Raw genomic sequence first — 18,454 nt, forward strand, 5'->3', positions numbered from 1 at the left:
GACCGTGAGTGACCGGCCATGACCAAAATTACAGATCTGCGTGTTTTCGACCTGCGTTTCCCGACCTCCCAGAGCCTCGACGGTTCGGATGCGATGAACCCCGACCCGGATTATTCGGCTGCGTACGTCATTCTCGACACCGACGAGCCGGGTCTGAAAGGCCATGGCCTGACCTTCACCATCGGCCGCGGCAACGACATCTGCTGCATGGCCATCGAGGCGATGCGTCATCTGGTGGTGGGCACCGATCTTGCCACCGTCACCGAGAACCCCGGCAAATATTGGCGGCATCTGACGAGCGACAGCCAGCTGCGCTGGATCGGACCGGACAAGGGCGCGATGCATCTCGCCACCGGTGCGGTCGTCAATGCGGTCTGGGATCTGCTGGCCAAGAAGGCGGGCAAGCCTGTTTGGCAGCTCGTTGCCGATATGAGCCCGGAAGAAATCGCCGATATCGTCGACTATCGTTATCTGACCGATGTGCTGACCCGTGACGAGGCGCTTGCGATCCTAAAGAAAGCCGAAAGCGGCAAGAGTGAACGCATCGAGACGCTGAAGAGCGAAGGCTACGCGTGCTACACGACGTCGGCCGGGTGGCTCGGTTATGACGACGCCAAGCTGCGCCGTCTTTGCCAGGAAGCCATCGATGCCGGTTTCAACCATGTGAAGATGAAGGTCGGCCGCGATCTGGAAGACGACATCCGCCGCCTCACCATCGCCCGCGAAGTGATCGGCCCCGACCGCTACCTGATGATCGACGCCAACCAGGTATGGGAAGTGGATCAGGCAATCGACTGGGTCAAGAAGCTCGCCTTTGCCAAGCCCTTCTTCATCGAGGAGCCTACCAGCCCCGACGATGTTGCCGGCCATCGCAAGATCCGCGCCGCCATCGGCCCGGTAAAGGTGGCGACCGGTGAAATGTGCCAGAACCGTATCATGTTCAAGCAGTTCATCGCCGAAGGCGCCATCGACGTGGTGCAGATCGACAGCTGCCGCATGGGTGGTCTCAACGAGGTGCTGGCCGTGCTGCTGATCGCCGCCAAATACAATCTCCCGGTCTGGCCGCATGCCGGCGGCGTCGGCCTTTGCGAATATGTTCAGCACCTGTCGATGATCGACTATCTCGTGGTTTCAGGCACCAAGGAAGGCCGTGTGATCGAATATGTCGACCATCTGCACGAGCACTTCATCGAGCCCTGCGAGATTCGCAATGCCGCCTATATGCCGCCGAAACTGCCGGGCTTCTCCATTGAAATGAAGCCGGAGTCGATCGACACCTACACCTTCGAGGGATGATTGAAAGATGACAGCGCTTTTTCGAGGCGCTGCCATTCCTCTTCATGGCCGGGAAGGCCGAAACGCGTGTCGTTCGGCCTTTCATCGAAGATGCGGGTCAGGATGCCATGTCGGCCGAGATGGCCGAACAGTGCCTTGGCACGCCCGTCCCGCACCAGCGTGAACAGGGACGTGCCGCCGGCCATTGTCAGCCCTGCCTTTTCCAGCAGGTCATTCATGCGCTTCGCGTCCTCTGCGAGCCGCAGACGCATGGATGATTGCCATTCCCTGTCCGCCAGCGCTTCGGTTGCAATATGCAGCGCCGGGCCGGAAACCGCCCAGGGGCCAAGCCTGGCTTCCAGTTCGACAGCGATATCGGGATTGGTAATTGCGAAACCCAGACGCACACCCGCCATGCCGTAGAACTTGCCGAAGGATCGCAGCACCACCAGCGCGTCGCCGCTGATTGCATCCGCGAGGCTTTCGGCGGCGCCCGTTTCGATGAAGGCTTCATCAACGACGACCAGACCGCCCTTGCGGCCTATCGTCCGGGCGAGCGTCAATAAAGCTTCGCGATCCGTGATGCGACCATCGGGATTGTTGGGATTGACCACCACCGCATAGCCGCAAGCCGACAGGCCGTCGAAGTTTTCCACTTCGGCGACGGCAAGCCCCGCCATGCGGGCGGTGCGCGCATGTTCCGCATAGGCGGGTGAAAGCACGGCACCGTTTTGGGCTCCACGCTGGATGGCGATCTGCGCCAGAAGAGGCATCAGCATCTGGGTGCCGGGAGAGAGCGCCACATGGCCCGCGGAAGGCGCGCCGAAGTGGTCTGCCGCCAGTCGTTTCAGTTCATCGGCGGCACCAGGTTCCGGCAGGCGGGCGAATGCGCTGGCAGGAACGGGCGAATGCGGATAGGAGTGCGGGTTGATCCCGGTCGAAAGGTCGATCCATGGTTCAGGCGCTTCCGGAAATACCAGGCGCGCCTTGCCGAGATTGCCGCCGTGACGGATCGCAGCCTGCGCCATTTCTGATACTGTTTCGCCCATGTTCTTTGCTCTCGCTTTTCTGTCGCTCGTGATCGAACGCCTGACCGGCTATCCGGACTGGCTGTTCAAACGCATCGGCCATCCCGTTACCTGGATTGGTTCGCTTATCGCGCTCATGGACAAAAAATGGAACCGGGAGAGTGCGTCATTTTCAAAGCGCAAGGTAGCGGGCGTGGCGGCGCTTTCTGTTTTCGTCGGGTTGACCGTGATTTTCGCGTGGTCTGCGCAATCGATTCTGCTTCTCTTGCCCTTCGGCCTGTTGCCGGTGGCGGTCCTTGGCGCTTCGCTTCCGGCGCAGAAAAGTCTGGAGCAGCATGTGGAGGCCGTCGCCATGGCTTTGGAACGCGAAGGGTTAGAAGGCGGACGCAGGGCGGTTTCGATGATCGTCGGGCGCGATCCGCAAAAACTGGACGAAGCGGCAATCTGCCGGGCGGCGATCGAAAGCCTGGCCGAGAACTTCTCCGATGGCATCGTTGCCCCTGCCTTCTGGTTGGGAATGCTGGGTCTGCCAGGCGGTGCGGCTTACAAGGCGATCAATACGGCCGACAGCATGATCGGCCATCGTTCGCCGCGCCATGAGGCCTTCGGCTGGGCATCGGCGCGGCTGGACGATCTGGTCAATCTGCCGGCCTCGAGGCTCAGTGGCGGTCTTTTCGTCCTCGCTGCGTTTTTTGTAAAGGGTGCGTCGCCCAAACGGGCCATTGCCGCGATCCGCCGCGATGCGCGCCACCACCGTTCTCCCAATGCCGGCTGGCCGGAGGCGGCATTGGCCGGCGCTCTCGGTTTCGCGCTTGCCGGGCCGCGTTCTTATGGCGGCCAGATGATCGAGGCGCGTTTCATGGGCGAAGGTGGAAGGGCAACATTGGTTGCCGGCGATATTCGCACCGCGCTTCGCCTGGCGCGGACCGCCGACCTCCTGATGATTGGCCTGTTCGGACTTCTTGCAATCCTTATCGCGCTATAGAAAGCAGCCTGTCGAGATCGAGGTGCTCTTCCATATGCGCCGCAAGACGGTCGAGGACGGCCTCCACCTGCTGATCGTAGTTCAGGTCCGTGCCCTGCCCGCCGAGACGCTGCAGCCATGCGCCGCGCTGGCGGTCATCCGCGAAAAGACCGTGAATATAGGTTCCGAAGATGCGGCCGTCTGGAGAAACGGCGCCGTCTGCATGTCCGTCAATCGTCGAAAATGGCAGGTTGCCTGTGGTGCAGGTGGTTTCACCGACATGCATTTCATAGCCGGATAAATCAACACCGTCGAAACTCCGGCCCCGCACGGAAACGAGCCGCTTGTCACCGGTCAAAACCGTTTCGACATCCAGCAGGCCGAGCCCGTCAACGGTAGACGGCGGCCCTTCGATGCCGTCGGGATCGGCAACGGCTGTTCCAAGCATCTGGTATCCGCCGCAGAGGCCGAGAACGTAGCCGCCGCGCCGGGCATGGGCCTTGATATCGATGTCCAGCCCCCCCTCCTTCAGCACGGCAAGATCAGCGATGGTCGATTTCGAGCCGCAAAGCAGGACCAGCCGGCAATCGGCGGGAATGGTTTGACCCGGCCTTATGCGGATCAGCTCCACATCCGGTTCCATGTCCAATGGATCGAGATCGTCGAAATTGGAAATATGCGGCAGGATCGGCACGGCGATGCGGATTTTTGCGCCGGGCTTCTGCTGGGCCGGACCGGAAAGCCCCAGCGCATCTTCCGCCGGCAGTTTGGCGGCATCGGAAAAATGCGGCAGAAGCCCGATGGATGCCCAATCGGTCTTTTCCGCAATTATCCGCATCCCGTCCGCAAACAGCGCCGGATCGCCGCGAAATCGGTTGACGATAAAACCTTCGATCATCGCTGCGTCATCGGCGTCGAGCACCGCCTTGGTGCCGACGAGGCTGGCGATGACGCCGCCGCGGTCGATATCGCCGATCAGGATGACGGGGGCATCGGCGGCGCGGGCAAAACCCATATTGGCGATGTCGTTGGCGCGCAGATTGATTTCCGAGGCGCTTCCCGCTCCTTCCACCAGGACAAGGTCGGCTTGTTGTTTCAGGTGCTTGAAGCTTTCGAGGACACGCGGCATCAGCCCGGCCTTCATGTGTTGATACTCGGCGGCTTTGGCGTTGCCGAGGATCTTGCCCTGCACCACCACCTGCGCGCCGGTCTCGCTCTGGGGTTTCAAGAGAACCGGGTTCATGTGCACAGAAAGCGTTACGCCTGCCGCCCGCGCCTGCAACGCCTGCGCCCGGCCTATCTCGCCGCCATCGGCGGTCACCGCCGCATTGTTCGACATGTTCTGCGGTTTGAACGGCATGACGGAGAAGCCGCGCCGCGTGAAGGCCCGGGCAAGCCCCGCGACCATCAGCGATTTGCCGACATCCGAGCCGGTTCCCTGAAACATCAGCACCCGTGCGGTCATGTCAGAATTCTATCCCGGCTTGAGCCTTCACGCCCGCCTTGAAGTGGTGTTTCACCAGCGTCATCTCCGTCACCATGTCGGCGACGTCGATGAGGGGTTGTTTGGCATTGCGGCCAGTGATGATGACATGCAGATCGGGCCTGCGGCGGACGAGCGTTTCGACGACCTCCTCCAGCGGCAGGTAATCGTAACGCAGTGCAATGTTCAACTCATCGAGGATCAGAAGGCCAATGGTCTCGTCGGCCATCAGGGTCCTTGCTTCTTCCCAGGCCTTAGCGGCTGCGGCGACATCGCGTTTCAGATCCTGCGTGTCCCAGGTGAAACCCTCGCCCATGGTGCGCCAGACGACCTTGTTGCCGAACAAAGTCAGCGCCTGCTGTTCGCCCGTCGACCATGCGCCCTTGATGAATTGCACGATCCCCACCCGCCGCCCGGTGCCGAGCATGCGCAGCGCAAGGCCGAAAGCGGCGGTGGACTTGCCCTTGCCGGGGCCGGTATTGATCATCAGCAGGCCTTTCTCGATGGTTTTTGCCGCAACTTCGGCATCCTGCACCGACTTGCGGTTGACCATTTTCTGCCGGTGGCGTTCGGCTTCGTTGTCGCTGATGTCGCGTGTCATCGCATGTTCCTTCTCATCCAGCGGCGCGGGGCCGTACGGCGCCGCCATTCGGAGCGGCGACTATACCCAATTTGCCGCACCCGGCAATGCGCGGGGGGACAGGGCGCGGCATTGACCCTTACGCCCGTTCAGCCTAAGGGTAAGTCACTGACGGTCTTTTCCCGGCAACGGGAAAAGCTAAGAGGGAACACGGTTCCAACCCGATTACCGGGTCACTCCGTGGCTGCCCCCGCAACTGTGAGCGGTAAGCCCGCACCGTAAAGCCACTGGACCTGCGCGATGGTTCGGGAAGGCGGTGTCAGGGTGTAGAGCCGCGAGCCAGGAGACCTGCCGTTTCAGGAAAACGTCTGCCGGGCGGGGTGCTCCGGTCAGTCGGTCAGATCGAACATCCGGTTTGCGCCTGTCCGCATGCCGTTTTCGATATCCGCACCCCCGAGATTTTTTTGCAAGGCGCGGGAAACGATACGGTTTGGATATTTCAGCGGCATCTTCATGTGCAGGCGGAAACGCGCGGGACGAAACGGCGTCCGGCGTGACCGTCTTCGTTTGCAGAAGCTGTCGTGATGAAGCCGATCCCAATGCCGAACCGCGCCCCGGTTCCCGTCTCGCCGATGCCGTGATCGCAAAAGCGGAAGAAGCACGCGTCGTCGTCCGTTCCGTCAATTGCCTTGCCAATTGCAAGCGCGGCCTCAGCGCCGTGCTGCGCAGTGCCAATGGCTGGTCCTATGTTTTCGGCGGGCTGAACCCCGGTGACGCGGAAGATTTGTTGACCGGCGCACGGCTGCTGGCTGCTGCCCCCGATGGCCTGATGCCCTGGCGCGGCCGCCCCGAACCACTGAAGCGCGGCATGGTGGCGCGCGTTCCCCCATTCGATTTTACCGAGGAGAAATTATGAGCACCCTTCTGGACCGCGTTCCCTGCACGATTGTTACCGGCTTTCTGGGGGCGGGAAAAACCACGTTGCTGCGCGGACTTCTCGAAAAGCTGGACGGCAAGCGGCTCGCCATCATCGTCAACGAATTCGGTGATATCGGCATCGATGGGGAAATTCTCAAAGGCTGCGGCATCGAGAGCTGCCCGGAAGAAAACATCGTCGAACTGGCCAATGGCTGCATCTGCTGCACGGTGGCGGATGATTTCCAGCCCGCCATCGAACAAATCCTCAGCCGCCGGCCGAAGGTGGAGCATATCCTCATCGAGACATCCGGCCTTGCCCTGCCGAAGCCGCTGGTGCAGGCCTTCCAGTGGCCGGCGATCAAGAGCCGTGTGACGGTGGACGCGGTGGTCGCCGTGGTGGATGGCGCCACCCTTGCAGAGGGGCAGGTTGCCCACGACATGGAAGCGCTGGCCGCCCAACGGGTCAATGACGAGGCGCTCGATCATGACGATCCGGTTGAAGAGGTTTTCGAAGACCAGGTGGCCTGCGCAGATCTTATCGTGCTGACCAAGGGCGACCTTCTGGATGATGCCGGCCTCGACAGGGCGAAGGCGCATGTGCTCGATCATTTGCCGAGGGCTGCGAAGATCGTCGTCGCGTCGAATGGCGCCATCGATCCCGCGGTGCTGATCGGCCTTGGCCTTGCGGTGGAAGAGGATATCGAAAACCGCCGTACCCACCATGATGGCGCGTTCGACCATGAACACGACGATTTCGACAGCTTCGTCATCGACCTGCCGGCCGTCACCGATCCGGAAGCGCTGGCGCTTCGTATCGCCGAGACGGCGGCTGCCGAAAATGTGCTGCGCATCAAGGGTTTCATCGAGGTCTCCGCCAAGCCCATGCGCCTACAGGTGCAGGCGGTCGGCAGCCGCGTCAACCATTATTACGACCGTCCCTGGGCGGCGGGCGAGGAGCGCCGCAGTCGTCTCGTCATCATCGGTGAAAAAGGCATCAATCGTGAAAAAATCGAACAGATGCTGGCTGCCTGACCCATGCATATCCTGGCCACCACATCCTCGTCTCTGGACGATCTGATCGAGCCGGTTGATCTCAACCAGCCCCGATCGGATGTGGTGATGCTGTCTTTTTCGGCAAGCGATCTTGCCGGGCTTGAGCGGGCGTGGCGGCGGGAGGGAAATACCCTCCCGTCTTTGTCCGCCGCCAACCTTTCCGAGCTTCGGCATCCCATGTCGGTCGATCTGTGGATCGAAAAGACGGCGGCGCACGCGCGGGTTATTGTTATCCGGATTCTCGGTGGGGCGGAGCGCTGGCGTTACGGCGTCGATCAGCTCGCCATTCTGGCGCGGCGGCGCGGTATCAAGCTTGTGCTCTTGCCGGGTGAATGCAGCGAAAGAGATGAAAAGCTCGAAACGGCCTCCACCGTGGACACGTCGACGCTGACCTCCATCCTCTCCTTATTCCGGGAGGGCGGACAGGAAAACATGGGGCGTCTTGCCGCCGGCCTGGCTGTTTTGGCAGGCGGCGGAAAATGGCCTGATACAGAGGCCGAACCTCTGTCGAAAGCAGGCTTTTATCGACCGGATCTGGGTGTCGTGGCGCGGGACGAGGCTTGTGCCGGTTTTCTTGCAGGCGCACCCGTTCTGCCCATTCTCTTTTATCGGTCCATGCTTCTGGCGGCGGATGCCGCGCCTGTCGATGCGCTGTTTCACGCACTATCTGCGCGCGGTTTTGCGCCGTTGCCGATTTTTGTCAGCGGTCTGAAGGATGGGGAAGCCATCCGTTTCCTCGAAACCGTGCTTCCCGATCTTCAGCCCGGTGCCATCATCGCCGCGACGGCCTTTGCCAGCCAGATCGATGATGGCGGCAAGACTCTGTTCGACCGCGTCGGCGTTCCCGTTTTTCAGGTGGTGATGGCAACCACCCGGCGCGACGGCTGGGCGGACAATGCACGCGGGCTCAATCCGTCCGATCTTGCGATGCATGTCGTCTTGCCCGAGTTGGACGGCCGGCTTCTCGCCGGTGCGATTTCGTTCAAACAGCCACGGCTGGATGGCGGCGCCAGCCTCCTGAATGTGCCGGAGGCGGACCGTGTCGAACAGGTGGCAAACCGTATCGCGGCATTCCTGCGCCTGAAACAGGCTTCGAAACAGGATCGGCGGATCGTCATTCTGATGCCGGACTATCCCGGGGCGGCGCCGGGGCGCACCGGTTATGCCGTTGGTCTCGATGTACCGCAAAGCGTGCTTGAAATGCTGCGCGATCTTGCCGATGCCGGCTATGTGGTAGAGGATATTCCGCAAACGGCGCGAGCGCTGCTCAATCGTGTCGAGCAGCAGAATGCGGTGATTGATCTTTCCGGCTATCATGATTTTCTCGCAGCTTTGCCGGATGCCGCTGCGGCTGGCTTGTATGCGACATGGGGAGCGCCGGAAAGTGACGAAGCGCTCGCCGGTGGCGCATTCCATTTTCGTGCCGCCCGTTTTGGCCAGATCGTCGTGGCGCTCGCGCCGGATCGGGGAAGCAATGAAGATCGCCGGGTAGATTACCACGATCCTGCCCTGCCGCCGCGCCACGCTCTCGTCGCCTTCGGCGCTTGGATGCAGAAGGTCGCGCAGGCGCATGCCATCGTGCATGTCGGTGCGCATGGCACGCTGGAATGGTTGCCGGGCAAGACGGTGGCGCTTTCTCGCGATTGTTTTCCGGAAATCGTCACCGGCTCGCTGCCGGTGATCTATCCGTTCATCGTCTCCAATCCCGGCGAGGCGGCGGTGGCCAAACGGCGCATCGCCGCGGTCACAATCGGCCATGTGCCGCCGGTGCTGGTGAATGCCGGGCTTTCGCCGGAGCAATTGGCGCTGGAACAGCTGGTCGATGAATATGCGCAGGCTGATGGGCTTGATCGGCGGCGGCGCGACCGGCTGGCGAAACTGATCGTTGAAAAAGCGCGGGAAATCGGCCTTGCGGCTGAGGCGGGTGTGGGGATGAAGGACGACGCCGATGCGGCGCTTTCGCGTATCGATGCCTTTCTCTGCGATCTGAAGGATTTCGCCATCAAGGATGGCCAGCATATTTTCGGCCGTTATCCGGAAGGGGAAGCCGATCCGCTGAGGCTTGAAAGTGCGAGGGCGGAGAAAGCCGCGCTGCTTGCCGCGCTCGATGGACGGCATGTCGCGCCCGGCCCTTCTGGCGCGCCGGCGCGCGGAAGGCTGGATGTGTTGCCCACCGGCCGTAATCTTTATGCCGCCGATCCGCGCACCATGCCGACGCCGACGGCTTTCGAGCTCGGCCGGATGGCGGGAGAAGAGGTGCTTCGCCATCATCTGCAAACCCATGGCGAATGGCCGAAACATCTGGTGTTCGATCTCTGGGGCAGCGCCAGCCTCCGCAATGGCGGCGAAGACGTGGCGCAGGCGCTGCATCTGATGGGCGCGCGGCCAATCCACGATCCGGCGACGGGACGTGTTACCGGCATCGAGGTTCTGCCGCCGGCGAGCCTCGGACGGCCGCGAGTCGACGTCGCTTTTCGCATTTCCGGCCTATTCCGCGACATGTTTCCGGCGCTGATCGCGCTTCTTGACGCCGCCGCGAGGGCCGTGGCGCGGCGGGATGAGGCGCCGGGAGACAATCCCCTGGCGGAAGAGGCGGCCCTGCTTGGGCATATTCCGGCGCGGATTTTCGGCTCTGCGCCCGGAACCTATGGCGCCGGTATCGAGGAAAAGCTCGCCAGCGGCCAATGGGACGAACGCGAGGAGCTTGGGCAGGCTTATCTCGACGCGGCAAGTCATGCCTTTGGCGGTGCAGATGGCCTTGCCATTTTCGAGGATGCCGGCTTCACGGAGCAGGTGCGCCGGGCCGATCTTCTGGTTCATACCGGCGACGATCCCGGCCGCGATCTTCTCGACGGTTCTTCCGATGTCGCCTTCATCGGCGGTTTCTCCGCCGCGAAATCCGCCCTCGGCGGCGCCGCCGATATCGTGGCGCTGGACACGACCGATCCGGCGCGCCCGCGTGCGAGATCGATGACGCAGGCACTGACGCGGGTGGTGCGCGCGCGGGCGGTCAATCCGCGCTTCATTGCCGGCCAGATGCGGCACGGTCCGCGCGGAGCGGCGGAATTTGCCGAAACGGTGGACCGGCTGGTCGGTTTTGCCGAAACCACCCATGCGGTGTCCTCCGCGCTGATCGAGGCGCTTTATGACGCCTATTTCGGTGATGAGGCGGTGCGCGATTTCATCCTGCGTGAAAATCCAAAGGCGGCCGAGGTCATGGCCGAGCGTTTCCTGTCTGCCCGCCGTCGCGGCCTGTGGCATAGCCGCCGCAATGCGGTGGATGCGGAGCTGGAAATGCTGACGCTGCCGGGCTCTGCAAGGGTGGGCGCATGATGGTGGCCGCTGCCGATCCCGTTCAGCCATTCGGTCGCCGCGGTCTGTGCCCTGCGCTCTCCACACCCATGCGGACCGGCGACGGCTTTCTGTCGCGCATCGCATTCGAGGCGGATATCACGCCCCGGGCGATGATGGCACTGTGCGATCTCGCCGAGCGGCACGGCAATGGGCTGATCGACATCACGGCACGCGGCAGCCTCCAGTTCCGTGGTTTGTCGCCAGAAAGCGCATGCGCCCTGGAAAAGGACGTTCTGGTGCTTGGGCTGCCGCTGCGCGAGGGGCTGGCCGTCGAGACTTCGCCGCTTGCGGGCCGGGATGACACGGAAGTCGCCGATGGTCGTTTTCTCGCCGGGGAGATTCGGAAAGAGGCCGAACGGCTCGCCCTTCATGAAAGGCTTGCCGCCAAGACCTCTGTCGTCATCGATGGCGGCGGATCTTTCTCCATGGTGGATTTGCTGGCCGATATTCGCCTGAAGGCGTTCCGGCTGAACGGCCGGATTTTCTGGCGGTTGCTTGTCGGCGGGCCGGAAAGCAAGGCGCTGGATGCAGGTGCGGTCGAGACGGGGGCAGCGGCGGATGTGGTCCTGTCGCTCCTCCTTTATCTCGCCGGCAAGGGGCCGCTCGCCCGTGGCCGCGATCTGGACCGTTCGATCATCAAGGCGGTTTGTGGTGACCGACTGCTGGACCGGGTGACAGAGAAAGAGACGGCCTGGTCGCCGTCTGCGCCGCTGGGACTGATGGCCGCGGGCAAGGATTTTTTCGCCGCCGGCGCCGCGCTGGCCTTCGGGCAGGTTCGAAGCTCCGATTTATCGCGCCTATGCCAGGGCGCTGATATGCTCGGCATCAGGGCTCTACGGCCGTCAGCAAACCATGGCATGCTATTTTTCGGCCCGGAATTCGCCTGCAATACACTGCTTGAGATTGCCAAGGCATCCGGTTTCATCATTGCGGCTGGCGATGCCCGATCGTCCATCGCCGTCTGTTCCGGTGCGCCGGGCTGTGCTTCGGCCTTTCTTCCTACCCATGAACTGGCCGGTTTTGCTTCAAGGGAATGTGCCTCATTGCTCGACGGCTCGTTTACGCTGCATATTTCCGGCTGCGGCAAAGGTTGCGCGCGCCCAGCCCCCTCGCTTCTGGCCTTTTATGGCACGGCCGAAGGTCTTGCATTTGCCATTTCCGGCCGCGCCGACGCTCCGCACGATGGGATTTTACCTTTCACGCAACAAAGGACGGCGCTTTCGCGGCTTGCCCGTCTTCACGAAAAAGAACATAAGCCCGGGGAAAACGCCGCCACCCTGTTTGCTCGCCTCGGCAAAGAGGTGATTGGTGCGGCGCTTCGACAGGATGACTGATGACCGACCATGACTATATTCGCGATGGCAATGCGATCTATGAACGCTCCTTCGCCATCATCCGCGAGGAAGCGGATTTGTCCGCCTTTAGCGACGAGCAGGCGGATATCGCCATTCGCATGATCCATGCATGCGGGCAGGTGGAGGCGGCAAGACACTTTCGCTTTTCGCCGGATTTCGTTGTCGCTGCGCGTCGCGCGCTTCTCGCCGGCAAGCCCATTCTCTGTGATGCGGAAATGGTTGCCCATGGCGTGACCCGTGCCCGGCTTCCGGCCGAGAATGCGGTGATCTGCACGCTTCGCGATCCGCGCACGCCGGATATCGCAAAGTCGATCGGCAATACCCGTTCGGCCGCGGCGCTCGATCTCTGGGCGGAGAAGTTGGATGGCGCTCTCGTCGCCATTGGCAATGCGCCGACGGCGCTGTTCTATCTCTTGGAGATGCTGGAAAAGGGTGCTGCGCGTCCGGCGGCCATCATCGGTATGCCCGTCGGCTTTGTCGGTGCGGCGGAATCGAAAGATGCGTTGGAGGCAAGTACGCTCGGCATTCCCTATGCCATCGTGAAGGGGCGCATGGGCGGTTCGGCGATGACGGCCGCAGCCATCAACGCGGTTGCGAGGGCGGGCCTGTGAGTGCGGCTCTTTTCGAACATCAAAAGGGCAGGCTGATCGGTGTCGGCACCGGTCCCGGCGATCCCGAGCTTTTGACGTTGAAAGCGGTGCGCGCCATCGAAAATGCCGACGTACTCGCCTTCTTCTGCAAGAAGGGCGGCAGCGGCAATGGTCGCGGTATCGTGGAGGCCTTTATCCGCCCCGGCACGCTGGAAATGCCGCTGGTCTATCCCGTCACTGTCGAAAGCGACAAGAACGGCGAGGATTATCGTGGCGCGATCGCCGCCTTTTTTGACCAGTCAGCGCAGGATATTGCCGCCCATCTCGATGTCGGGCGCAATGTCGCTGTCCTGTCGGAGGGCGATCCGCTGTTTTACGGTTCCTATATGCATCTTCATCTGCGGCTTGCGCCGTCCTATGATGCGGAGGTGGTCGCCGGCGTCACCGCCATGTCCGGCTGCTGGTCCATGGCCGGTTTGCCGTTGGTGCAGGGCGACGACATATTGAGCGTGCTTCCCGGTACGCTGGCAGAGGATATTCTGGCGGAACGGCTTTCCGGCACGGATGGCGCGGTGATCATGAAGGTCGGGCGTAACCTGCCGAAAATCCGCCGGGCGCTGGAAAAAGCCGGCAAGCTCCATGCGGCGCTCTATGTCGAGCGCGGCACCATGGCAAACAGCCATGCGGTGCCGCTTGTCGAGCGCGACGCGTCACCGGCGCCGTATTTTTCGCTGGTTCTCGTGCCGGGCTGGAAAACCAGGCCCTCCGCGGGTGAAAAGCCATGACCGGCAAACTCATCGTTGTCGGTCTCGGCCCCGGCAATGCGGGGCAGGTGACGCCGGAGGCGCTTGCCGCCGTCGAAGCTTCGGAAGACTTTTTTGGCTATATTCCTTATCTTGATCGCCTGTCGCTTGGTCTTCATCAGCGCCGCCACGCTTCCGACAATCGCGAGGAAATCTCCCGCGCCGAACAGGCGCTGACACTAGCGGCGCAGGGCGGCAAGGTCTGCGTGGTATCCGGCGGCGATCCCGGTGTTTTCGCCATGGCGGCGGCCATTTGCGAGGCGATTGAAAATGGTCCGTCCGAATGGCGCGACATCGATTTTTCCGTTGTACCGGGTGTGACCGCCATGCTGGCCGTCGCGGCAAAGGCCGGCGCGCCGCTTGGCCATGATTTCTGCACCATTTCGCTATCGGATAATCTCAAGCCCTGGGGCATCATCGAAAAACGGCTGATCGCGGCGGCGGAAGCCGGATTCGTGATGGCCTTCTATAATCCCGTCAGCAAGGCGCGGCCGCATCAGCTCGGCGCTGCTTTTGATCTTTTGCGCGCGCATCTGCCCGGTTCGGTACCGGTGATCTTCGGTCGCGCCGCAGGCCGGGCGGATGAACGCATTCGGGTCGTGCCCTTATCCGAAGCTTTGAGCGACATGGCTGACATGGCCACCTGCATCATCGTCGGTTCGGTGGAAACCCGTTTGATCGCGCGCTCCGGCAAAGAACCGATCGTTTATTCGCCGCGGTTTTCGAGAAGGGAGAGCTGATGGCGGATGGCGGTGAGGGCAGTCGCTATATCCGGCACGATCGCGCCATTCAGGGGCGCCTCGCTCAAGGGTCGTGGCCGTTCGATCATTATGACCGGCAGGCCGAGGTGTCTTGCCGCTTCGATCTTGCCATAGCTGGCGCTGCCGCCCGAATTCTTGGAAACAACCGTCTCGATGCGGTTTTCCGCAAGCATGCGGATTTCGTCATCCAGCGCAAAGGGGCCGCGCGCGGTGACGTAACGCGCATTCGCCAGCTTCAGCGGCGGGTCGACCGGGTCGACGCTGCGGATGAGATAGCTGTGCCGGGGCGCTGCTTCGAAAGGAAGAAGCTCCTGCCGCCCAAGCGCCAGAAATACACGCCTGCTTTCATTTCCCAGCGCGGTAACGGCCTGTTCGACAGTGTCGACGCCCTGCCACCTGTCACCCGGCTGGCATTGCCAGGCGGGACGCGAAAGCACAACGAGCGGAACGCCGGCAAGCCTTGCGGCTTCGACCGCGTTGGCGGACATTCTTGCCGCATAGGGATGGGTGGCGTCCACCAGAATATCGAAATCCTCGGCGCGAATGAAATCCGCCAGACCCGCCGTCCCGCCAAACCCGCCGCTGCGCATCGGCACTGGCTGTTCAACCGGCGAGAGCGTGCGTCCCGCCATGGACAACAGAATGCGGCAGCCGGCGTCCTCGGCCAGCTCGCCAGCCAGAATACGGGCATCCGCCGTGCCGCCAAGGATGAGTATGGAGCGTGTCATGACGTCTGAATATTCCGGAAAGGACAAGGCTTCCACCGAAAAGAACGCAAAGCCATGGCTTTCCATCGTCGGTATCGGCGAAGATGGGCTTGAGGGCCTCGGTAAAAATGCGCGCCGGGCGATAGAGGCGGCCGAAGTGGTTTTCGGCGGCAAACGCCATCTGGAACTCGCGGCTGCAGCCATTCGCGGCAAGGCGTGCCCCTGGCCGGTACCGTTTGATGTGGGGATGAGCGATGTTGTGGCGTTGCGCGGCCGCCGGATCTGCGTCCTGGCGTCCGGCGATCCATTCCTCCACGGGGTCGGCGTCACGCTTCTGCGGCGGATCGCGGCGGAGGAAACGATGTGTTACCCCTCGCCTTCCGCCTTTTCACTGGCCGCCGCCCGCCTTGGCTGGGCATTGCAATCCGTCGATTGCGTTTCGCTGCATGGGCGTTCCATCGATCTCATGCGACCGCATCTGCACCCCGGTGCGAGGATTATTGCGCTCACGTCGGACGAGCGAGCACCGATTCTGATTGCGGAATTGCTGGTGAGTTGCGGTTTCGGTGATTCGTCATTCATTCTGCTGGAAGCCCTGGGCGGAGAACGGGAAAGGCGACGGCAGGTCAAGGCGGCCGATTTCTCCTTTGCAGATATCGACCCGTTGAATGTTGTGGCGATGGACGTCGTCGCGGACGAGGGTGCGCGTGTCCTGTCTTTTGCGCCAGGGTTGGATGATGGCCTGTTCGAACATGACGGGCAGATCACCAAACGGGAAATCCGCGCCGTGACATTATCGTCCCTGTCTCCGCGGCGGGGCGAATTGCTGTGGGACATAGGCGCCGGTTCGGGTTCGATCGGCATTGAATGGATGCTTTCCCACCCCTCTCTTCGTGCCGTTGCGATAGAGCAGCATCCGGAAAGGGCCGAGCGCATTGCCCGCAACGCGGAGACGTTCGGGGTTCCGGGACTTGAGGTCATGATCGGTACAGCCCCTGCCGCTTTTGAAGGGTTGCCCCGGCCGGATGCTATTTTCATTGGCGGCGGCGGCAGTGAAGCGGGTGTGCTTGCGGGTGCCATGGAAGCTCTTAAACCGGGCGGACGACTTATCGCCAATGCGGTGACGCTGGAAATGGAAACGCTGTTGCTTGCCACCCACGCCAGGCTTGGCGGTTCGTTGATCCGTCTTGAGGTGTCGCGGGCGGCGGCTGTGGGTTCCATGTCGGGCTGGCGTCCGGCCATGCCGGTGACGCAATGGCGCTGGGTCAAGCCATGGTGACCGTGGCCGGTATAGGCTGCCGCAGAGGCACGGGGTCGAGCGCCATTATAGCGGCTGTGCGTGCCGCCGAGCAGGCCCTCGGCGTGACGGTCGGCTCGCTGGCGACTGCGCCGCTCAAGGCCGGAGAAGCCGGGCTTGCGGAAGCGGCGAAAGTCCTGTCGCTGTCACTTGAAATCGTAATGCAGGAGCGGCTCGAGGCGGTTGCCGCGGATATAATGACATTTTCGCAAGCGAGCCTGGATCATACCGGTTCGCCAAGCGTCAGCGAAGCGGCAGCGCTTGCGGCAGCCGGAGAGAGTGCAAGGCTGGTCGCGCCGCGCCTCGTGGTCGGTGATGTGACGATCGCCATCGCAACGACGAGCAATGCGCCAAACGATAGCGGCTGCGCCATCGAACAGGGAGAAAAACAATGACGGTTCATTTCATCGGTGCCGGTCCGGGTGCCGCCGATCTCATCACGGTGCGCGGGCGCGATTTCATCGCGGCTTGTCCGGTCTGCCTTTATGCCGGTTCCTTGGTTCCGAAGGCCCTGATCGATTATTGCCCGCCGGGCGCCCGTATCGTCGATACGGCGGCACTTTCGCTGGATGAGATCGAGGCGGAATTCGTGGCGGCGGCAAAGGCGGGCAAGGATGTGGCGCGGCTGCATTCCGGCGATCTTTCGGTGTGGAGCGCCATGGGGGAACAAATCCGCCGGCTGGAACGGCTGGGACTGGATTATACCGTCACGCCCGGTGTGCCCTCCTTCGCCGCCGCCGCCGCCGCCTTGCAGCGGGAACTGACGGTGCCGGAAGTGGCGCAGAGCCTCGTGCTGACCCGTATTTCCGGCCGCGCATCGAAGATGCCGGACGGTGAAACGTTGAAGGCTTTCGGCGCGACCGGCGCGACACTCGCCATCCACCTTGCCATCCATGCCATCGGCAGGGTGGTGGAGGAGCTGACGCCGCTTTATGGGTCCGATTGCCCGGTCGCCATCGTGGTGCGCGCCTCGTGGCCGGATGAGCGGGTCATTCGTGGAACGCTGTTCGACATCGAGGGCAGGCTTGCGGCCGAGCCGGTGGAGCGCACGGCGCTGATCTTTGTCGGTCGCGGTCTTGCCTCGACGGATTTTCGCGAGAGCGCGCTTTACAGCGCCGACTATGTCCGTCGGTTCCGCTCTCCGAAGGACGATGCGGCGGGTTGATGCGACGGCGTGGAGGCGGTGCGCCCCTTCAGCGCGCCCTGACGATCAAAAACCAGAATATCGAGCGCGATGGCCGGCGTGTTCAGCGCCGCCGCCGCGGTTACCCAGGCTTTTTCCGCAACGATCGCGCCGAGGTCTATCCCCGTTCGCTCGGCCAACTGAAAGGCGTGCGAGACCATGTTGGCCTGGCGGATGGCAGCGGCGAGATTGTCATCTCCCCCCGCTTCCGTGGCCAAAGCCGCCAAAGCTTCGAGATCGGCAAGGCCTTTTTTGGAATGCACGTCGAGCATGCCCTGGGCGAGCTTGGTCATTTTGGCGACGCCGCCGGCGATCGTCACCCGCTCGACCGGGTGGCTGCGCAGATATTTCAGCATGCCGCCGATGAAGTCGCCCATATCGATCAGCGCAGTCTCGGGCAGGCCGTAAAGCGCCTGCCCGGCCTTTTCGGAGGTGTCGCCGGTCGCGCCCAGCACATGGGTGCAGCCGGTCGCCCGCGCCACGTCGATGCCGCGCCAGATGGAGTGAATCCAGGCCGAGCAGGAAAAGGGGATGACGATGCCGGTGGTGCCGAGAATGGAAATGCCGCCGACAATGCCGAGCCTGCCGTTCAGGGTCTTTTCCGCCAGTTTCTCGCCGTCACGAACCGAAATTTCGATTTCGAAATCGGCCGATGCCCCCGCCACCTCATGAATGGCGGTCTCGATCATCTTGCGCGGCACGGGGTTTATGGCGGGCTCTCCCGGCGGCAGCGGCAGGCCCGGCCGGGTGACGGTGCCGACACCCTTGCCGGCCTTGAAAGAGATGCCGCTTCCAGGCTTTCCCCGTCTGACGGTGCTTTCGATCAGCGCCCCATGGGTGACGTCGGGATCGTCACCCGCATCCTTGACGACGCCGGCGCGGGCAAAGTTTTCGCCCTTTTCCTCCGTCGCAAGGGAAAATGCGGGTCTTGCGCCGCTTGGAAGTTCGACTTCGACAGGGTAAGGAAACTCGCCGGTCAAAAGTGCGGTGCAGGCCGCCTTCGTGGCCGCTGCCGCGCAGGTGCCCGTGGTCCAGCCGCGGCGAAGGGTCTTTCCATCCGTTTCCATATGAATTCCTATAGCCGGGACGGCTTTTTCCGTCAT

At 62.5% G+C, this 18,454-nt stretch carries 17 protein-coding genes and 1 riboswitch; of the genes, 12 read left to right on the plus strand and 5 right to left on the minus strand.

Annotation, left to right across the window (positions count from 1 at the left end):
* Positions 1-18: 18 nt before the first annotated feature.
* Complete coding sequence (locus ACI2KA_RS11345) at positions 19-1,296, plus strand: L-fuconate dehydratase (RefSeq protein ID WP_404502028.1); 1,278 nt, start codon at positions 19-21, stop codon at positions 1,294-1,296.
* On the opposite strand, the gene cobD is transcribed toward ACI2KA_RS11345, so the two are convergent.
* Entirely contained in the window at positions 1,278-2,324 is a 1,047-nt protein-coding gene (gene cobD / locus ACI2KA_RS11350; RefSeq protein WP_404502030.1) for a threonine-phosphate decarboxylase CobD, read from the minus strand. The genes ACI2KA_RS11345 and cobD overlap by 19 nt on opposite strands.
* Here cobD and cbiB point away from each other — a divergent pair.
* The gene (cbiB, locus tag ACI2KA_RS11355) at positions 2,323-3,288 is read left to right on the plus strand and encodes an adenosylcobinamide-phosphate synthase CbiB (protein ID WP_404502032.1); all 966 of its coding nucleotides are present in this window, start codon (positions 2,323-2,325) and stop codon (positions 3,286-3,288) included. The genes cobD and cbiB overlap by 2 nt on opposite strands.
* On the opposite strand, the gene ACI2KA_RS11360 is transcribed toward cbiB, so the two are convergent.
* A complete protein-coding gene (locus ACI2KA_RS11360; protein ID WP_404502034.1) occupies positions 3,275-4,732 on the minus strand; it encodes a cobyric acid synthase in 1,458 nt (485 codons plus the stop codon). The two genes, cbiB and ACI2KA_RS11360, sit on opposite strands and share 14 nt — an antisense overlap.
* Position 4,733: 1 nt before the next feature.
* The gene (cobO, locus tag ACI2KA_RS11365) at positions 4,734-5,351 is read right to left on the minus strand and encodes a cob(I)yrinic acid a,c-diamide adenosyltransferase (RefSeq protein ID WP_404502036.1); all 618 of its coding nucleotides are present in this window, start codon (positions 5,349-5,351) and stop codon (positions 4,734-4,736) included.
* Between the two features lie 134 nt (positions 5,352-5,485).
* Positions 5,486-5,701: riboswitch (cobalamin riboswitch) on the plus strand.
* A gap of 119 nt (positions 5,702-5,820) precedes the next feature.
* Between cobO and ACI2KA_RS11370 the strand changes: the two genes are divergently transcribed.
* Genes ACI2KA_RS11370 through ACI2KA_RS11400 form a run of 7 tightly spaced genes read left to right on the plus strand, consistent with a single transcriptional unit; the run spans position 5,821 to position 14,143 of the window.
* On the plus strand, positions 5,821-6,246 hold the full coding sequence (locus ACI2KA_RS11370) for a DUF1636 family protein (RefSeq protein ID WP_404502038.1): 426 nt from the start codon (positions 5,821-5,823) through the stop codon (positions 6,244-6,246).
* Positions 6,243-7,280: a cobalamin biosynthesis protein CobW gene (cobW, locus tag ACI2KA_RS11375; protein ID WP_404502040.1), complete on the plus strand. Its 1,038-nt coding sequence runs from the start codon at positions 6,243-6,245 to the stop codon at positions 7,278-7,280. Before ACI2KA_RS11370 ends, cobW begins: the two co-directional genes overlap by 4 nt.
* A gap of 3 nt (positions 7,281-7,283) precedes the next feature.
* Complete coding sequence (gene cobN, locus ACI2KA_RS11380) at positions 7,284-10,634, plus strand: cobaltochelatase subunit CobN (protein ID WP_404502042.1); 3,351 nt, start codon at positions 7,284-7,286, stop codon at positions 10,632-10,634.
* Positions 10,634-11,989 (plus strand): precorrin-3B synthase, encoded by a 1,356-nt coding sequence (gene cobG / locus ACI2KA_RS11385; protein ID WP_404502473.1) that lies wholly within the window; start codon positions 10,634-10,636, stop codon positions 11,987-11,989. Before cobN ends, cobG begins: the two co-directional genes overlap by 1 nt.
* Complete coding sequence (locus ACI2KA_RS11390) at positions 11,989-12,621, plus strand: precorrin-8X methylmutase (RefSeq protein ID WP_404502044.1); 633 nt, start codon at positions 11,989-11,991, stop codon at positions 12,619-12,621. The genes cobG and ACI2KA_RS11390 overlap by 1 nt, the downstream gene beginning before the upstream one ends.
* Positions 12,618-13,385, plus strand: a complete 768-nt coding sequence (locus ACI2KA_RS11395) for a precorrin-2 C(20)-methyltransferase (RefSeq protein ID WP_404502046.1) — start codon at positions 12,618-12,620, stop codon at positions 13,383-13,385. Before ACI2KA_RS11390 ends, ACI2KA_RS11395 begins: the two co-directional genes overlap by 4 nt.
* Positions 13,382-14,143: a precorrin-3B C(17)-methyltransferase gene (locus tag ACI2KA_RS11400; protein ID WP_404502047.1), complete on the plus strand. Its 762-nt coding sequence runs from the start codon at positions 13,382-13,384 to the stop codon at positions 14,141-14,143. The genes ACI2KA_RS11395 and ACI2KA_RS11400 overlap by 4 nt, the downstream gene beginning before the upstream one ends.
* On the opposite strand, the gene ACI2KA_RS11405 is transcribed toward ACI2KA_RS11400, so the two are convergent.
* A complete protein-coding gene (locus tag ACI2KA_RS11405) occupies positions 14,110-14,892 on the minus strand; it encodes a cobalt-precorrin-6A reductase (protein WP_404502049.1) in 783 nt (260 codons plus the stop codon). The genes ACI2KA_RS11400 and ACI2KA_RS11405 overlap by 34 nt on opposite strands.
* Here ACI2KA_RS11405 and cbiE point away from each other — a divergent pair.
* From cbiE to cobM, 3 genes are read left to right on the plus strand one after another with little or no spacing between them, the layout of a single operon-like run.
* Complete coding sequence (gene cbiE / locus ACI2KA_RS11410; RefSeq protein ID WP_404502051.1) at positions 14,891-16,150, plus strand: precorrin-6y C5,15-methyltransferase (decarboxylating) subunit CbiE; 1,260 nt, start codon at positions 14,891-14,893, stop codon at positions 16,148-16,150. The two genes, ACI2KA_RS11405 and cbiE, sit on opposite strands and share 2 nt — an antisense overlap.
* Positions 16,144-16,563, plus strand: coding sequence for a cobalamin biosynthesis protein (locus tag ACI2KA_RS11415; RefSeq protein ID WP_404502475.1), 420 nt, complete (start codon positions 16,144-16,146; stop codon positions 16,561-16,563). Before cbiE ends, ACI2KA_RS11415 begins: the two co-directional genes overlap by 7 nt.
* A complete protein-coding gene (cobM, locus tag ACI2KA_RS11420) occupies positions 16,560-17,333 on the plus strand; it encodes a precorrin-4 C(11)-methyltransferase (protein WP_404502053.1) in 774 nt (257 codons plus the stop codon). Before ACI2KA_RS11415 ends, cobM begins: the two co-directional genes overlap by 4 nt.
* On the opposite strand, the gene ACI2KA_RS11425 is transcribed toward cobM, so the two are convergent.
* Positions 17,288-18,418 (minus strand): cobalt-precorrin-5B (C(1))-methyltransferase, encoded by a 1,131-nt coding sequence (locus tag ACI2KA_RS11425; RefSeq protein ID WP_404502055.1) that lies wholly within the window; start codon positions 18,416-18,418, stop codon positions 17,288-17,290. The genes cobM and ACI2KA_RS11425 overlap by 46 nt on opposite strands.
* Between the last annotated feature and the right edge of the window lie 36 nt (positions 18,419-18,454).

The organism is Agrobacterium sp. NPDC089420 (genome assembly GCF_044900305.1).
Lineage (GTDB): Bacteria > Pseudomonadota > Alphaproteobacteria > Rhizobiales > Rhizobiaceae > Agrobacterium.

Bases quoted from the DNA above. Each gene is read 5' to 3' on its own strand.
- ACI2KA_RS11345 (WP_404502028.1), top strand. From the start codon at position 19: ATGACCAAAATTACAGATCTGCGTGTTTTCGACCTGCGTTTCCCGACC.
- cbiB (WP_404502032.1), top strand. From the start codon at position 2,323: ATGTTCTTTGCTCTCGCTTTTCTGTCGCTCGTGATCGAACGCCTGACC.
- cobD (WP_404502030.1), bottom strand. From the start codon at position 2,324: ATGGGCGAAACAGTATCAGAAATGGCGCAGGCTGCGATCCGTCACGGC.
- ACI2KA_RS11360 (WP_404502034.1), bottom strand. From the start codon at position 4,732: ATGACCGCACGGGTGCTGATGTTTCAGGGAACCGGCTCGGATGTCGGC.
- cobO (WP_404502036.1), bottom strand. From the start codon at position 5,351: ATGACACGCGACATCAGCGACAACGAAGCCGAACGCCACCGGCAGAAA.
- cobW (WP_404502040.1), top strand. From the start codon at position 6,243: ATGAGCACCCTTCTGGACCGCGTTCCCTGCACGATTGTTACCGGCTTT.
- cobN (WP_404502042.1), top strand. From the start codon at position 7,284: ATGCATATCCTGGCCACCACATCCTCGTCTCTGGACGATCTGATCGAG.
- cobG (WP_404502473.1), top strand. From the start codon at position 10,634: ATGGTGGCCGCTGCCGATCCCGTTCAGCCATTCGGTCGCCGCGGTCTG.
- ACI2KA_RS11390 (WP_404502044.1), top strand. From the start codon at position 11,989: ATGACCGACCATGACTATATTCGCGATGGCAATGCGATCTATGAACGC.
- ACI2KA_RS11400 (WP_404502047.1), top strand. From the start codon at position 13,382: ATGACCGGCAAACTCATCGTTGTCGGTCTCGGCCCCGGCAATGCGGGG.
- cbiE (WP_404502051.1), top strand. From the start codon at position 14,891: ATGACGTCTGAATATTCCGGAAAGGACAAGGCTTCCACCGAAAAGAAC.
- ACI2KA_RS11405 (WP_404502049.1), bottom strand. From the start codon at position 14,892: ATGACACGCTCCATACTCATCCTTGGCGGCACGGCGGATGCCCGTATT.
- ACI2KA_RS11415 (WP_404502475.1), top strand. From the start codon at position 16,144: ATGGTGACCGTGGCCGGTATAGGCTGCCGCAGAGGCACGGGGTCGAGC.
- cobM (WP_404502053.1), top strand. From the start codon at position 16,560: ATGACGGTTCATTTCATCGGTGCCGGTCCGGGTGCCGCCGATCTCATC.
- ACI2KA_RS11425 (WP_404502055.1), bottom strand. From the start codon at position 18,418: ATGGAAACGGATGGAAAGACCCTTCGCCGCGGCTGGACCACGGGCACC.